15 protein-coding genes are annotated in these 15,209 nt (G+C 68.8%); 4 read left to right on the forward strand and 11 right to left on the reverse strand.

Features of this window, described 5'->3' with window-relative positions; genetic code table 11:
* Positions 1-180 precede the first annotated feature (180 nt).
* The gene (locus tag IEV99_RS20465) at positions 181-1,569 is read left to right on the forward strand and encodes a homospermidine synthase (protein WP_188519765.1); all 1,389 of its coding nucleotides are present in this window, start codon (positions 181-183) and stop codon (positions 1,567-1,569) included.
* A 9-nt stretch (positions 1,570-1,578) separates the two neighbouring features.
* On the opposite strand, the gene IEV99_RS20470 is transcribed toward IEV99_RS20465, so the two are convergent.
* The 11 genes from IEV99_RS20470 to IEV99_RS20520 all read right to left on the reverse strand — a co-directional run bounded on the left by IEV99_RS20470 (position 1,579) and on the right by IEV99_RS20520 (position 11,415).
* Positions 1,579-2,088, reverse strand: a complete 510-nt coding sequence (locus IEV99_RS20470; RefSeq protein WP_188519549.1) for a DUF2937 family protein — start codon at positions 2,086-2,088, stop codon at positions 1,579-1,581.
* 33 nt (positions 2,089-2,121) lie between these two features.
* Positions 2,122-2,481 carry a hypothetical protein gene (locus IEV99_RS20475; protein WP_188519550.1) on the reverse strand — a complete coding sequence of 120 codons (360 nt, stop codon included), beginning with the start codon at positions 2,479-2,481 and terminating at the stop codon, positions 2,122-2,124.
* A gap of 72 nt (positions 2,482-2,553) precedes the next feature.
* Positions 2,554-2,823: a hypothetical protein gene (locus tag IEV99_RS20480; protein WP_188519551.1), complete on the reverse strand. Its 270-nt coding sequence runs from the start codon at positions 2,821-2,823 to the stop codon at positions 2,554-2,556.
* A gap of 3 nt (positions 2,824-2,826) precedes the next feature.
* Positions 2,827-3,843 carry a WD40 repeat domain-containing protein gene (locus tag IEV99_RS20485; RefSeq protein WP_188519552.1) on the reverse strand — a complete coding sequence of 339 codons (1,017 nt, stop codon included), beginning with the start codon at positions 3,841-3,843 and terminating at the stop codon, positions 2,827-2,829.
* 158 nt (positions 3,844-4,001) lie between these two features.
* The gene (locus IEV99_RS20490; RefSeq protein ID WP_188519553.1) at positions 4,002-5,045 is read right to left on the reverse strand and encodes a CobW family GTP-binding protein; all 1,044 of its coding nucleotides are present in this window, start codon (positions 5,043-5,045) and stop codon (positions 4,002-4,004) included.
* 58 nt (positions 5,046-5,103) lie between these two features.
* Positions 5,104-6,021 carry a metal ABC transporter solute-binding protein, Zn/Mn family gene (locus IEV99_RS20495; RefSeq protein ID WP_188519554.1) on the reverse strand — a complete coding sequence of 306 codons (918 nt, stop codon included), beginning with the start codon at positions 6,019-6,021 and terminating at the stop codon, positions 5,104-5,106.
* 9 nt (positions 6,022-6,030) lie between these two features.
* Complete coding sequence (locus IEV99_RS20500; RefSeq protein ID WP_244643947.1) at positions 6,031-6,900, reverse strand: metal ABC transporter permease; 870 nt, start codon at positions 6,898-6,900, stop codon at positions 6,031-6,033.
* A 56-nt stretch (positions 6,901-6,956) separates the two neighbouring features.
* The gene (aztA, locus tag IEV99_RS20505; protein WP_188519555.1) at positions 6,957-7,691 is read right to left on the reverse strand and encodes a zinc ABC transporter ATP-binding protein AztA; all 735 of its coding nucleotides are present in this window, start codon (positions 7,689-7,691) and stop codon (positions 6,957-6,959) included.
* Positions 7,691-7,828 carry a hypothetical protein gene (locus IEV99_RS20510; RefSeq protein WP_188519556.1) on the reverse strand — a complete coding sequence of 46 codons (138 nt, stop codon included), beginning with the start codon at positions 7,826-7,828 and terminating at the stop codon, positions 7,691-7,693. The genes aztA and IEV99_RS20510 overlap by 1 nt, the downstream gene beginning before the upstream one ends.
* Before the next feature lie 279 nt (positions 7,829-8,107).
* Positions 8,108-9,688 (reverse strand): OpgD/OpgG family glucan biosynthesis protein, encoded by a 1,581-nt coding sequence (locus IEV99_RS20515; protein WP_188519557.1) that lies wholly within the window; start codon positions 9,686-9,688, stop codon positions 8,108-8,110.
* Positions 9,689-9,837: 149 nt separating this feature from the next.
* On the reverse strand, positions 9,838-11,415 hold the full coding sequence (locus tag IEV99_RS20520) for an OpgD/OpgG family glucan biosynthesis protein (protein WP_188519558.1): 1,578 nt from the start codon (positions 11,413-11,415) through the stop codon (positions 9,838-9,840).
* Positions 11,416-12,113: 698 nt separating this feature from the next.
* On the opposite strand from IEV99_RS20520, the gene IEV99_RS20525 reads away from it, so the two are divergent.
* The 3 genes from IEV99_RS20525 to IEV99_RS20535 all read left to right on the forward strand — a co-directional run bounded on the left by IEV99_RS20525 (position 12,114) and on the right by IEV99_RS20535 (position 15,209).
* Positions 12,114-13,247, forward strand: coding sequence for a type III PLP-dependent enzyme (locus tag IEV99_RS20525; protein WP_188519559.1), 1,134 nt, complete (start codon positions 12,114-12,116; stop codon positions 13,245-13,247).
* Positions 13,248-13,434: 187 nt separating this feature from the next.
* A complete protein-coding gene (locus IEV99_RS20530; protein WP_188519560.1) occupies positions 13,435-14,028 on the forward strand; it encodes a GNAT family N-acetyltransferase in 594 nt (197 codons plus the stop codon).
* A 155-nt stretch (positions 14,029-14,183) separates the two neighbouring features.
* Positions 14,184-15,209, forward strand: coding sequence for an ABC transporter substrate-binding protein (locus IEV99_RS20535; protein WP_188519561.1), 1,026 nt, complete (start codon positions 14,184-14,186; stop codon positions 15,207-15,209).

Here is a 15,209-nt window from a genome sequence, read left to right on the forward strand (position 1 = left end):
GGCGTTTGCGCCTCTCCCCATTGACGCGGAGGCGTTCGCTTGATTTGAACTGCCGCTTCCCGGCGGCCGCCGGCGTCACACCCGGGTGACGCGGCCGTGGGAGAACGCCGTCTCAACCCCAGGAGGTTCCCCATCGTGACCACGCACCCCGTGCACGGCCGCATCAATGGCCCCATCGTGATGATCGGCTTCGGTTCGATCGGCCGCGGCACGCTGCCGCTCATCGAGCGCCATTTCGAGTTCGACAAGTCGAAGCTCACGGTGATCGATCCGGTCGATACCGACCGGGCGCTGCTCGACAAGCACGGAGTGACGTTCCTGCACCAGCCGGTCACGCAGGAGAACTACAAGGCGCTGCTCGGGCCGCTGCTGCAGGCCGGTCCCGGCCAGGGTTTCTGCGTCAATCTCTCGGTCGACACGTCCTCGGTGGACATCATGGAGTTCTGCCGGGAGATCGGCGCGCTCTACATCGACACCGTCGTGGAGCCCTGGGCCGGATTCTACTTCGACACCAGCAAGGGCCCGGAGAGCCGCTCCAACTACGCGTTGCGCGAGACGCTGCTGGACGCGCGCCGCCGCAATCCGGGTGGCCCCACGGCCGTGTCCACCTGCGGGGCCAATCCCGGCATGGTGTCGTGGTTCGTGAAGCAGGCGCTCCTGAACCTGAAGGCCGACACCGGCCTCGCGGGCGACGAGCCGACCTCCAAGGACGGCTGGGCGAAGCTCGCCCAGGCGCTGGGCGTCAAGGGCATCCACATCGCCGAGCGCGACACGCAGCGCGCCAAGCAGCCGAAGCCCCGCCAGGTCTTCGTCAACACCTGGTCGGTCGAGGGCTTCGTGTCCGAGGGCCTGCAGCCGGCCGAGCTCGGCTGGGGCACGCATGAGAAGTGGATGCCCGAGAACGGCCGCACCCACCAGACCGGCTGCGGCGCGGCGATCTACCTGCTGCAGCCCGGCGCCAACACGCGCGTCCGCTCCTGGACGCCGACCGCGCAGGCCCAGTACGGCTTCCTGGTGACGCACAACGAGTCGATCTCCATCGCCGACTACCTCACGGTGCGGGACGCCAGCGGCAAGGCCTTGTATCGGCCGACCTGCCACTACGCCTACCATCCGTGCGACGACGCCGTGCTGTCGCTGCACGAGATGTTCGGTCAGGAAGGCGTGCGCCAGCCCGAGTGGAAGATCCTGGACGAAAACGAGATCGTGGACGGCATCGACGAGCTTGGCGTGCTGCTCTACGGCCACGGCAAGAACGCCTACTGGTACGGCTCGCAGCTCTCGGTCGAGGAGACGCGCCGGATCGCGCCCTATCAGAACGCCACCGGCCTGCAGGTGTCCTCGGCCGTGCTGGCCGGCATGGTGTGGGCTCTGGAAAATCCGAACGCCGGCATCGTCGAGGCCGACGACATGGATTTCCGCCGCTGCCTCGAAGTCCAGACGCCGTATCTCGGGCCGGTCGTGGGCGTCTACACGGACTGGACGCCCCTAGAAAACCGCCCGGGCCTGTTCCCGGAAGACATCGACACGGCCGATCCTTGGCAGTTCCGCAACGTGCTGGTGCGCTGAGGCGAACCGCTAAGCCGACAGCATGACCTTTCCGCCCCACCGCCGACGCCTGAACGGCGTCGCGGCGAGGCGGATTACCCCGTAGGCAGCCAGAAAACCGAGTCCGGCCGCAACCGCGCCTTCGAGGGTGACCGGAACGGCCGGCTCGAAGGCCTGGAAGGCGCCGCGCATCACGAGCGTGTCGGAGTCGCGCGCCAGCACGGCGACGCGGCCGAATGGACCGGCGTCGCGCATCCGCTCCCGTTGCCGCTCAAGGGCGGCGAGCCTTTGCTCCGTGAACGCGAGATCCTTGCCGCGCGCTTGCGCCAAGCTGTCCGGATTGCCCTGCAGCCGCGCGATCGCGTCGGGGCGGGCAAGCTGAACCGCGCGCGCGTCTGCGTCGAACCGGCTGAGCGCGCCCTGCAGCTCATCGATCGCGCCGCCGAGACGCTGGCGGTATTGCTGGCCAAATTCGGGAATCTGCGAGCCCGCGACGGCGCCGAGAAGGCCGATCGCGAACGCCAGGGTGCGCGACAGCATCGGGGCCCCGCTTCATTCGCAGCGGGAAACGTCTCAGCCGGCGGCGCGTTCCGGTGCGATCGATTTGACCTCGACCGCCGGCGCGATGCTGCGGACGCGCGCAAGCGTGAGCTGGACGTCCCGCTCGGAGAGGCACGACAGCAGCAGCGTGCGATGGTCGCGCAGACGCACCCGCACGGTCAGCCGGTCTTTCAGGTAGGCATGGCCCTCGACCAGGATCAATGCGAGCACCGAAATCCCGAGCACGATGCGAAACGTGGAGCCGCACAGCGCCATCATCACCAACGTCAGGGCGACCACCAGGTAAGTCTGAAGCTCGATGCGGTAACCACCCTCGAACGCCACGATGGACGCCGGCGAAATCGGCTGGCCGCCAATCTTGAAACCCTGCATGCTTAAATCCCCTGCTCCATAGGGAATTTCAATACTCATCGAATTTGAACAAAGATTTACAAGATACTGGACTCAACCAGTGAAGGACTTTGCAACCATGGGTTGAGTTATTGTAACAAGGCTGCCGGCGATCTTCACCGCCCTTGTCTTCTCCCCGGCGCGCATCACCAGGACGACGGTTTCGAGCCCCGGGCAGGCCGGGTCGGCGCACTCGATTTCGCTGATCGTGACGTGGTCGCCCTCGCCGAGGCCGAGCGCGGCCACGACCCAGCCGCGCACGCGCGCGACGTCCTCGGGATCTGGCTTTGGCCTTCGAAAGCGATCGAGGAGCCCGGCGAGCATGCGTCAGGCCGGCAGCGTCAGGACGCCGGCCGCGCCGCCATCCGTGCCGAACAGCAACCGCGTGCCGCGCCGGTCCCACGCCAGCGCGGTCACCGCGCCGTTGTCCGGGTCGCCCTTGCGCACCAGTAGCTCGGCGGCGTCGTTCAGGCGCACGAGAAGGATGAATCCGTCCTCGTAGCCGATCGCCAGCACCAGCGCGCCCGGGTGGAAGGCCACGCGCGACACCTTGGCGGGGCGCACGCCGCACTCGCGCGGCGGCTTGCCCATCGGGCCTTCCTTGGACGAGAACGGCCACACGATGGCGGCGTCGGCGCCCGAGGTGGCGAGCCAGTTCCCGTCGTGCGACCACGACAGCGAGCGGGTCTTGGACGGGTAGCCCGTCATCCGCATGTCGGCCTTTTCGGGCAGTCGCCAGCCATGCAGGGAGTTCTCCTGCATGGAGGACACCACGAAGCGGCCGTCGGCCGACCAGGTCACGTCCAGGTGCGAGCCCTTCCACTCGAGCCGGTCGGGCGCGGCCTCGGTGTTGGGGAACCACAGGCTCACGCCGTTGTAGTGGCTCACCGCCAGCCGGTAGCCCTTGGGCGCGAAGCACAGGCCCTGCGGCGTGCTGGGCGCGGTCCAGGTCTTGAGCCGCCCCTTGTCGTCGCGGGCCGTCACGGTCTTGTTCGCCGACCACGCCATCGCGCCGCTGGGGCTGAGCGCGAGGGCGTCGATCCAGCGGCCTTTCTCGTCGCCGACCAGCTCGGTCTTGCCGTCCGGCGTTGTGCGGACCACGCGGCCGTCGTCCCCGCCCGTCACGAAGGCAGCGCCGTCGCTCGCGGCGGTCAGGATGCCGGCGTTCGGGTGAGCCTCGACCCGTTGCGCCGCGCCTTCGCCCTGGATCAGGAGAACGCCTCCGTCGGCCAGCGCCAGCGCGGGGGTCTGCTTCAGATAGGCGGCGCCCACCACATGGTCGCCGGCTGCGTGCTCGACAACGAACTGGGTGAGGCTCGTGATGGTGGGCGGTGCTGAGGACATGCGATGTGTTTAGCGCCGGGACCGCCGGAGGAGAAGGGCTGCTGCGGCAGGGAGGTCGCGCGAAACCTCTCCACCGTCATCCCCGGGCTCGTCCCGGGGACCCACGCGCCCCACGAAGGCCTGGATGGCCGGGACAAGCCCGGCCATGACGGCGCGGATTACGCCGCGCAGGCGAGCGCGCCGGCGCGGATCATGTCCCCGTCGAGGTCCCGGCCGATGAAGACGAGGCGCGACTGGCGCTCCTCGTTCGCCTTCCAGTCGCGCTGGAGATCGCCGTCCAGGATCATGTGCACGCCCTGGAAGACGAAGCGCTTGGGCTCGTTTTTGAAGGCCAGGATGCCTTTTGAGCGCAGGATCTTGGGCCCCTCGCGCTGGGTCAGGTCGTTGATCCACGGCATGAACTTCTCGGGATCGACCTCGCCGAGCTTGATCGACACCGATTGCATGTGCTCGTCGTGGTAGTGCTTCAGGCCGCCGCCGTGGTCGTGGTCGCAGCCCGGGCCGCATTCGTGGTCATGCGCGTGGCCATGATCGTGGTCGTGGTGGTGGCCGTCGCCCTCCTCCAGGAAGGCGGGCTCGATCTCGAGGATTCGGTCGAGATCGAAGGCGTTGCGGCCCAGCACGGCGTCCAGCGGCACGGCGGCGCGCTGCGTCTTGTGCAGCACCGCATAGGGGTTGATGGCGCGGATGCGCGCCTCGACCTCGGCGAGCTCCTCGGCCGACACCAGGTCGGTCTTGTTGAGGATGATCACGTCCGCGAAGGCGATCTGGTTCTTAGCCTCGGGCGCGTCCTTGAGGCGCTCGGTCAGCCACTTGGCGTCCGCCACCGTCACGACCGCGTCGAGGCGCGCCTTGTCGGAGACGTCCTGGTCGACAAAGAAGGTCTGCGCCACCGGGGCCGGATCGGCGAGGCCGGTCGTCTCCACGATGATGGCGTCGAACTTGCCGCGCCGCTTCATCAGCCCCTCGATGATGCGGATCAGGTCGCCGCGGACGGTGCAGCAGATGCAGCCGTTGTTCATTTCGAACACTTCCTCGTCGGCCCCGACCACGAGGTCGTTGTCGATGCCGATCTCGCCGAATTCGTTGACGATCACGGCGTATTTCTTGCCGTGCTGCTCGGTGAGGATGCGGTTGAGGAGCGTCGTCTTGCCGGCGCCCAGATAGCCGGTGAGCACCGTGACGGGGATCTTGTCGGACATGGTCGTGAACTCTCGCGAACGGGTGGGCGGATCTCGAACGAGCGGAAGCGGGCGACGGTCAGCTCGAAAGGGCCGCGCTCAGCTCCCTTATATTGTTTCGCATCATGTCGATGTAAGTCCCTGCGGGGCCGCCCTGCTCCGAAAGCGCATCGGAGAACAGCCGCCCGCCCACGCGGGCGCCGCTCTCCTTGGCGATGCGCTGCATCAGGCGCGGGTCGGACACGTTTTCGAGAAATACGGCCGAGGCCTTCTCGGCCCGGATCTGCCGGATGATGCGCGCGACGTCGGCCGCCGAGGCCTCCGACTCGGTGGAGACGCCCTGCGGGGCGATGAATGTTACGCCGTAAGCCCGGCCGAAATACCCGAAGGCGTCATGCGTCGTGATGATGCGGCGGCGATCGGCCGGGATCCTGGCGACCGCGGCCCGGATCTCGGCGTCGAGGGCGTCGAGCTGCCCCAGATAGGCGGTCGCGCGCGCCTCGTAGTCGGCGCGACCGTCCGGGTCGGCGGCCGCGAGGCCGTCGCGGATCGCCGCCACATAGCGCCTGGCGTTGGCGACGTCCTGCCATGCATGCGGGTCGGCCGCGTGCGCGTGGGCCGCCTTGCCGGCAGGCTCCTCGCCGGCGATCGGCGTCACCGCGGCTGCGGCCGTCACCACTGCGCCCTTCGCGCCGGAGGCCTTCACCAGCCGCGCGATCCAGCCTTCCAGGCCGAGGCCGTTGACGACGATCAGCCGGGCGCCCGCCATCGTCTTCGCGTCCGCCGGTGTCGGCTGGTAGACGTGCGCGTCGCCATTGGGGCCGACCAGCGCCGACGCCTGCACGCGATCCCCGCCGACCTGCCGGACGAAATCGGCCAGGATCGAGAAGCTCGCAACCACGGGCAGCTTGGCGGCGGTCTGCGCCCGGGCGCCCGGCGCGAAGCCGGCAAGGCCGGCCGCCAGGGCCAGCGTCAGAACGGAACGACGTGCAAGCATGGGGGCTCCTCAGGCTTCCAGATGGCGCCGGGGCAGGAAGCGCGGCAGCCAGCCCCGCTCCGTCCCGAACAGCAACGAGAACAGGTAGGCGACGCCGGCCGCCAGGATGATGGTCGGCCCGCTCGGCAGGCCCAGATGGTAGGAGGCGAGCAGCCCGGCGAGCCCGGACAGGATCCCGATCCCGGTCGCGACGCCGATCAGGCCGGTGACGTCGCGCGTCCAGAACCGCGCCGCGATGGCGGGCAGCATCATGATGCCCACGGCCAGCAGCGTGCCGAGCGCGTGGAAGCCGGCCACGAGGTTCAGCACCACGAGCCCGAGAAACGCCAGGTGCGTCACCCCGCCCATGCGGCTCACGGACCGCAGGAAGCCTGGGTCCACGCTCTCCATCACGAGCGGCCGGAACAGGGCCGCCAGCGCCAGCACGGTCACGGACGCGATGCCGGCCAGCAGCAGCAGCGTGGCGTCGTCCAGCGCCAGCACGGTGCCGAACAAGACGTGGAGCAGGTCGATGCTGGTGCCGCGCACCGACACGAGCGTCACGCCCAACGCCAGCGACAGGAGGTAGAACGCCGCCAAAGAGGCGTCCTCCTCCAGCGCGGTGGTGCGCGCCACCGCGCCGGCCAGCAGCGCCACCGCGAGACCGGCCGCCAGCCCGCCCACCGTCATCCAGCCCAGCGACAGCCCGGTGAGCAGATAGGCGGTGGCCGCGCCCGGCAGGATCGCGTGCGCCATGGCGTCGCCGACGAGGCTCATCCGGCGCAGCATCAGGAATACGCCAAGCGGCCCCGCCCCGAGCGACAACGCGACCGATCCGGCCAGCGCCCGCCGCATGAACTCGAATTCCACGAAGGGGCCGATCAAGGCGTCATACAACACGAGCGTCTCCCGCCCGCCTGCCGGCGGGTCGTCCTCGAACGGAACTGAACTCGATGCTACGCGGCGCGCGGGCAGCGCTCGGCGGCGCGGTCCGGCGCCTCCAGCATGCGGCGCGCCTTCATGAGGTTGTCGGGCGTCAGCACGTCGGTGGACGCCCCCCAGGCGACGGCCTCGCGGGCGACCAGCAGGGTCTGCGGAAACACGGATTTCACGACCTCGAAGTCGTGCAGCACCGCAACCACGGTGCGCTCCTCGGCGTGCCAGCGGCGCACGAGGTCGAGCAGGTCGGCGGCCGTCTTGGCGTCGATGGCGGTGAGCGGTTCGTCCAGCAGGATCACGCCGGCGTCCTGCAGCAGCAGGCGGGCGAACAAGGCGCGCTGCATCTGGCCGCCCGAAAGCGCCCCGATGGCGCGGTCCTCGAAGCCCGTGAGCCCGACGGCCGCGATGGCGTGCTCGATGGCGGCGCGGTCCTGGCGGCCGACGCCGCCGAGCCAGCCGGTGCGCCGCCACAGGCCCATCGACACCACGTCATAGACGCTGATCGGGAACTTGCGGTCCACGTCGGCGGCCTGCGGCAGGTAGGCGATGCGGGTCGCCTTGCGGTTGACCCCGACCGAGCCCGACAGCGGCGCGAGCGCGCCCGCGATGCCCTTCAGCAGCGTGGATTTGCCGGCGCCGTTCGGCCCCACGATGGCGAGCAACTCGCCCGAGCGCACCTCGCCGTCGAGGTGATGCACCACGGGGTGGCGGTCATAGCCAAGCGTCAGGTCGTTGAAGTGGATGGCGCTCATCAGCCGATCGCCCAAAACACGAGCGCCCAGATCAGCGCCACCACCACGCCGGCGCCCATCAGCCGCTGCCCGACCGACAGCCGGAGCAACGAGAACGGCGCATGAGCAGGCCGCGGATGAGGATGGGCGTGGGCCACGGGGGGAACTCCAGCCGGGCGGAGGGGACCGGCTCAGGGCTCAAGTGTTACAACATAACATTCGGGCCGCGCAAGCGGCATGTTATGTTGTAACATTTCTGACGTGGCGTGGTTCGCGTTGAAGGTCCCGCTACCATTCCACCGTCATCCCCGGCGGCCTGCGCAGCAGGCCGGGAAGGGGATCCAGGGGCAAAAGCGCTCACTCCTGGATCCCCTTCCCGGCGCTACGCGCCGCCGGGGATGACGGCGAGGCGGAATGACCGCCGCGACCCGAAAGCCTCAGAACGGGTGGTACTGGTACAGCCAGGTCTCGCTCAGCACTTCGGCGCCGTGCTTGAGGTAGAGGCGCATCTCCACCGGATCCTTGCCTTCGACCGTGAAGTCGAACTGCGCGCGCCAGTGGCCCGGGATCTCGTTCGGAACCGCCTCGGTGTAGACGTACGAGAACTGCCCGCGCGACGCCGACAGCACCGCCTCGGGCTTGGTGCCGAAGGGCAGCTTCGACAGGACGTCGCCCTTGAACTCCACCATGAACTTGCGCACGCCCTTCGGGCGCGGCTGGCCCGGCTGGCCGCCATTGCCGAGCCGGGTCGCCATGCAGCGCGCCAGCGGCGACGGATAGGGCTCGTCCGCCAGCCAGTGGAGGCGGTAGCGATAGTCGTAGGTCTTGCCGGCCGCGGTCGGGTCCTTGGGCACCCACATGGCCACGATGTTGTCGTGGATCTCGTCGTCGGTCGGGATTTCGGTGAGCTGAATCGCGCCCTCGCCCCAGTCGCCCAGCGGCTCCACCCAGGCCGTCGGCCGAAGCTGGTACTTCACGCCGTCCTGGTAGTTCTCGAAATTGCGGTCGCGCTGGCACAGGCCGAAGCCGCGCGGCGCCTGGTCGACGAAGCTCGACACCATGATGCGGCTCGGATTGTTGAGCGGCCGCCAGAAATGCTCGCCCTTGCCGTTCCACACCGCCAGGCCGTCCGAATCGTGGATCTCGGGCCGCCAGTCGATCGCGGTCGGCTTCACGGTCTCGGAGAACCAGTACATGGAGGTGAGTGGCGCCATGCCCATGCGCTCCACCGGCTTGCGCAGGTTCAGGCTGGCGTCGATGTCCATCACCACGCCCTTGCCGCGCCGCATGGCGAAGCGGTAGGTGCCGGTCAGGCTCGGGCTGTCCATCAGGGCGTTGACGATCACCGGGTCGTTCTCGGTCGGCGCGGGCTCGAACCAGAACGAGATGAAGTCCGGGAATTCCTCCGGGCTCGCGGTGCCGGGTCCGAGCGCCAGGCCGCGCGCCGACAGGCCGACCTGGCCGAGCTCGCCGACAGCCCGGAAATAGGAGGCGCCCAGGAACGTCGCCCACGGCTCGGCCTTTTTCCAGCCGGCGTCGTTGCGGCTCTCGTGCACCCAGAACCCCGCGAACGCGGAGGGCTCGGGCCCGAGCTTGCGGGCGACGTGGTCCGGCCCGCCCATGAACAGGTTGGGGTTGTAGTTGATCTCGCGCGAGGCGCCCTTCTCGATCAGGTGCATGCGCACCGTCTTCTGGAAGTAGAGGCCCACATGCTGGAAGCTCAGCGGGTAGACGCTGCCGCCTTCGCCCCAGAGCGCGTTTTCGAGCTTGAAGCGCAGCTTGCCGTGCGCGTCGTAGTCGATCTGCCGCACGATCTCGGGATCGGGCCGCGGCGGGCTCTCGTAGGGCTTGGCCGCGAGCTCCTTCGCCTGCCGTTTCAGGCCCTCCCAGCTGAAGGGCTCGGCCGGCCCGAACGCAAGGCCATCGGCCTTTTGCGCCTGCGCGGGGCCGACCCCGAGCGCGGCTGCGGTCTGGATGGCGGCGGTGAGTTGAAGAAACGTCCGACGGTCAAGGCTCATGGGGCAGCCATATTGGGCGGAGCCGGCGGTTCCGCAACGGGCCGGCGACGCTCGGTGGGAGGAAAAACGCGGGTGTCATCCCGCAGCATCGTGGCCGAAAGACGCCGGCCAGGCGTGCGGCCGCACACCCGCCATTCTGGCCCCGACGATCATTCGGCCTTCCAGGGAAACGTCCAGGTCTCCGTCAGGGCTCGCCCGCCCGACTTCAGGAAGGCGCGAAGATCGGCAGTCTGCCCCTTCTCGAGCTGCACGTCGATGCCGGCGCGGAAGCCCTCGGTTTTCGGGTTGGGGACCAGGAAGGTGCGCACGATGCGGCCGGCCGACGCCGAGGGCACGATCTGCACCTTCTCGGGATCGTTGAGGTAGTAGCCGAGATCGCCGCCCGCGAAGTCGATGATGAACCGCCGCGAGCCGGGGGCCGGCGGCTCGGGCGCGCCCAGCGCCCGCGCGGAGGTCTGCCAGGTGTTGTAGGCGGCTCCGCCGCTGTGGAGCTTGTAGTCGTCCGTCACGGCCGTGATGCGGTAGCCCCAGGCAAGGCTCTGGCCCGGCTCCGGCACGGCGTTGGGCGTCCAGTAGGCCACGACGTTGTCGTTGGTCTCGTCGCCGGTCGGGATCTCGATCAGCTCAATCCGGCCCTCGCCCCAGTTGCCGCGCGGCTCCACCCAGTAGCTCGGGCGCGCCTCGTAGCCGAGGTCGATGTCCTGGTAGTGCTCGAAGGTGCGGTCGCGCTGCATCAGCCCGAAGCCGCGCGGATTGGCGTCCATGAAGCCCGAGAAGCTGATCTCCTTGGGATTGCGCAGCGGCCGCCACAGCCACTCGCCCGCCCCCGTGTGCATCAGGAGCCCGTCCGAATCATGCAGCTCGGGCCGGAAGTCGTCGTTGAAGCGCCGGTCGTTCTCGCCCACGAAAAACATTGAGGTCAGCGGCGCGATGCCGATCCGCTCGATCCGCTTGCGCGGGAAGAGCTGCATGGAGACGTCCACCACCGTCTCGTTCGACGGGTAGACGAAGAACTGGTACGCGCCGGTCAGCGACGGTCCGTCCAGCAGGGCGTAGATCACGGCGCGGTCCGAATCGGGGCCCGGCTGCTCGATCCAGAACTCCCGGAACACCGGAAACTCCTCGGTCTCCTTCGCCCCCACCCCGATCGCGAGCCCGCGCGCCGACAGGCCATAGCGCTGCTTGCGGCCGAGGAACCGGAAATAGCTCGCGCCCAGAAACGAGATCAGCTCGTCCTGCACGCGCGGATCGTTCAGCGGGTAATGCAGGCGGAAGCCCGCGAAGCCGAGATTGACCGGCAGGTTTCCGAGCTTGTTGCGGCCGTAGTCGAACAGGGACGCCGAATAGGGCGCGGGTGCGCTGACGCCGTCGCGGATCACGTTCACCACCACCGGGCGGTTGAACAGGAACCCCGGGTGGAACATGTGCATGCGGAACTGGCCGCCATTGCCGCCCAGCAGCGACTTGTCCGGCCGGAAGCGGATGTCGCGGTAGCTGTCATAGTCGAGCTTGGCGAGCGCTTCGGGCAGCGGCGGCGGATTGACGTCATAGGGAGCGCCCGAAAGATCTCGCGCCCGGCGGATCACGTCGTCGAAGCCGAACCGCGGCTGGTTCGGCTGGGGCCCGGGCGACGCCGGGGCCGGCTGGGCCTGAGCCGGGCGAGCCGCCAGAAGGGCGGCCCCGAGGCCGCCGAGCCGGGCGATGAAATGACGACGGGAGAGGGGCATCGTGCAAGAACTCTGAGGCAGGAAGACAAGGGAGGACAGCGTCGGAAACAGGGCCGGGACCCTGCATCCGGACCGCGGGACCGGGCTCCTGCGCGGCCCTGGCGGCCGGCTCTCGCCGGCTGCAACTGGGAGCGCGTCCCCACGGTGCTCTTCCTTTCCCAATATCAGAGACTTAGCCCCCCTGTCAGCAATTTGCGGAGAGCTGAAAAAAACTATTGCGGAGGGGGGCGAACGTCCCTATGTATCCCCTCGCCCAATTACGCACGTGCCTGTGGTCGCGTGCTGGTCGGTGGGCATCCGGACAAGAGGCCGGACAGCCGCCCGGGACAGGATCGGGACCAATGAGGTGGGAACCCCATTGGCGATGATCCCGGCAGAAATGCCGCGTTCCGAACCCTGACCAGCAGCCGGAGGGAAAACCGGCGTACCCCGCTCTCCCCGGGGGACGCGACTTAAAGCAACGACGGAACGGGCTTTTTTGGTCTCGTCCGACCCTCCAAAGGTCGGATCACCGAAGAGGCTTGTCCTTCTTTGCCCGACGTGCGGATGGGGTCTCCCCAGTCCAATCCAAGGCAGCATCATCGGGTGTCCTCACCCGGCGTCGGCGTCTCCAAAGCGCCGCGTCGTGGGACCGACACCCGGGGCTTCAACCTTTCGAGCGCCTGACCGGCGTTCGGCAGCCTTGGGAGATTCGTGCCATGACTGCACGCATCCGTGAGTTCCTTCGTACGCGCCGTGAGGATGGACCCTGCATGGTCCTCGACCTCGATGTCGTGCGGGACAACTACAACGCGTTCGCGCGCGCCCTGCCGGACACCCGGGTGTTCTACGCCGTGAAGGCGAACCCGTCGCCGGAAGTGCTGCACCTGCTCGCCACGCTCGGCTCGTGCTTCGACACCGCCTCGGTCGTCGAGATCGAGATGGCGCTGGCGGCCGGCGCGACGTCCGACCGGATCTCGTTCGGCAACACGATCAAAAAGGAGCGGGACATCGCGCGGGCCTTTTCGCTCGGCATCCGGCTCTTTGCGGTCGATTGCGTCGCCGAGGTCGACAAGATCGTGCGCGCTGCGCCCGGCTCCAAGGTGTTCTGCCGCATCCTGTGCGACGGCGCCGGGGCCGAGTGGCCGCTGTCGCGGAAGTTCGGCTGCGTGCCCGAGATGGCCGCGGACGTGCTGGAGCATGCGCATCGCAACGGGCTGGAGGCCTATGGCGTCTCCTTCCACGTCGGTTCGCAGCAGCGCAACACGGAAGCCTGGGACCAGGCCCTCGCCTCGTCCGCGGAAATCTTCCGCGAGTGCGCGGTGCGCGGCATGAACCTGTCGATGGTCAATCTCGGCGGCGGTTTCCCGACCAAGTACCTGAAGGAAGTTCCGGGCGTGAGCCGCTATGGCGACTCCATCTTCCGGGCTCTCTCCAAGCACTTCGGCAACCGCCTGCCCGAGACCATCATCGAGCCCGGTCGCGGCATGGTCGGCAACGCCGGCCTGATCGAGTCCGAGGTCGTGCTGATCTCGAAGAAGTCGGACAACGAGGACGAGGTTCGCTGGGTCTACCTGGACATCGGCAAGTTCGGCGGCCTCGCCGAGACGATGGATGAGTCGATCCGCTACCCCATCCGCACCCGTCACGACGGCGACGAGATGGTCCCCTGCGTGCTCGCCGGCCCGACCTGCGACTCGGCCGACGTGATGTACGAGAAGGAGCCGTACATGCTCCCGGTGAGCCTCTCGATTGGCGACAAGGTGCTGATCGAAGGCGCGGGCGCGTACACGACCACCTACTCGGCCGTCGCGTTCAACGGCTTCCCTCCGCTCCGATCCTACGTGATCTGAGCCCGCCGCCGGCCCCGCGCCGGCGGCTACGGCTGGCCTGCCGTCCGGCAGGCTTCGGCGCGCACTCCCCCGCGCCCGCGTCTCGGGTCCGCGTGTTTCCTCCGGAAACCACGGGCCCAGCTTCCCCACGAACCTTCACTGGATTCGATCCGTTCCGGCGCCAGCCGGGCGGGGAAGGAGCACGGCCATGATTCACGTTTCCGACGCCGCCCTCACGGGCCTGCAGATCCGTCCCGAGACCGCCGCCGATTTCGACGCCCGCGAGGCGCTGCTCGACGCCGCGCTGGGCCCGGCCCGCACGCTCAAGACCTGCGAGCGCCTGCGCGAAGGCCGCCTGCCGGCGCTCGCCCTGGCGGCTGAGCGCGCCGGCCGGCTGGTCGGCACCGTGCGGTTGTGGAACATCAGCGCCGGCCCGGGCCGCGCCGCCCTGATGCTCGGCCCGCTGGCGGTGGACGGCGCCGCGCGCTCCGAGGGCCTCGGCGGCAAGCTGATGCGCGCCGCGCTGACGCTTGCGGCCGCGACCGGCCACGAGGCCGTGCTGCTGGTCGGCGACGCGCCCTATTACCAGCGCTTCGGCTTTTCGGCCGACCTCACCAGCGCGCTCTGGATGCCCGGCCCGGTGGAGCGCGAGCGCTTCCTCGGCCTGGAGCTGAAGCCCGACGCGCTGCGCGGCGCCCACGGCCTCGTCAGCCCCACCGGCGTCCTCGCGCCCAAGCCCGACCTCGACCTCCTGGTCGCCGCGATGGCGGCCGGCGACGAGGGCTTGCGCCGCGCGGCCTGAAGCGGGCGCGGACTGAAACGAGGGCGCTCCGCGGCGCTCTGGCTAGCCTGGGCGAGCCGCAAATGTCCCTCCCAGGCTCGAAACCGTCGCGCTCCGGGTGACGCTTGCTGCGGCGCGGTATAATGCTTCCGGGCCGATGCCCCCGGAGCTCCCCGATGCTGGTCTACCGCGCCCTCAGCCTGTGCCTCGCCGTTCTGGCGTTGCTCGCCGCGCCTGCGCGGGCGGCCGACAAGGTCACCTTCGGCACGAACTGGCTGCCGCAGCCCGAGCATGGCGGCTTCTACCAGGCGCTCGCGGACGGGACCTATGCGCGCTACGGCCTCGACGTCACCATCGTGCCGGGCGGCCCGCAGGTGAACAACCGGCTGCTGCTGCCGGTCGGCAAGCTCGATTTCTACATGGGCGGCAACCTGATCCAGGCCTTCGCGGCCGTGGAGCAGGACATTCCGACGCTCGTCGTGGCCGCCATGTTCCAGAAGGAGCCGCAGGTGCTCATGGCCCATCCGGGCCAGGGCTTCGAGACGCTGGCGGACCTGAAGAACGCGACGCTGTTCCTGTCCAAGCAGACGGTGGCGTCAAGCTTCCAGTGGCTCAAGGCAGAGTACGGGTTCCGCGACGAGCAGGTGAAGCCCTACGCCTTCTCGGCCGCGCCCTTTCTGGCCGACAAGCGCTCCGCCCAGCAGGGCTACGCCACCTCCGAGCCGCTCGCCATTCGGCGCCAGGGCGGCTTCGACCCCAAGGTCTTCCTGCTGGCCGACTACGGCTTCGACAGCTACGCCACCACGATCGAGACGCGCCGCGACCTCGTGGCGGGCAACCCCGACCTCGTGCGCCGCTTCGTCGAGGCCTCCATCCTGGGCTGGGTCAACTACCTCTATGGCGACAACGCCAAGGCGAACGATCTCATCCGCAAGCTCAACCCGGACATCTCCGAGGAGCTCGTCGCGTTCTCGACCGACCGCATGAGGCAGGACGGAATCGTCGATTCAGGCGAGGCGCTCACGCAGGGCGTGGGCGCCATGACGGACGCCCGCATGGCCAGCTTCTACGGCAAGATGGTGAAGGCCGGCGTGCTGAAGCCGGGCCTCGACATCGCCAAGGCCTACAGCCTCGCCTTCGTGAACAAGGGCGTCGGGATGGCCGAGAAAGCCAGGCTGGCGCCCGCCGCTGGCAAGCCCTGA

The organism is Alsobacter metallidurans (assembly GCF_014636935.1).
Classification (GTDB): Bacteria; Pseudomonadota; Alphaproteobacteria; order Rhizobiales; family Beijerinckiaceae; genus Alsobacter; species Alsobacter metallidurans.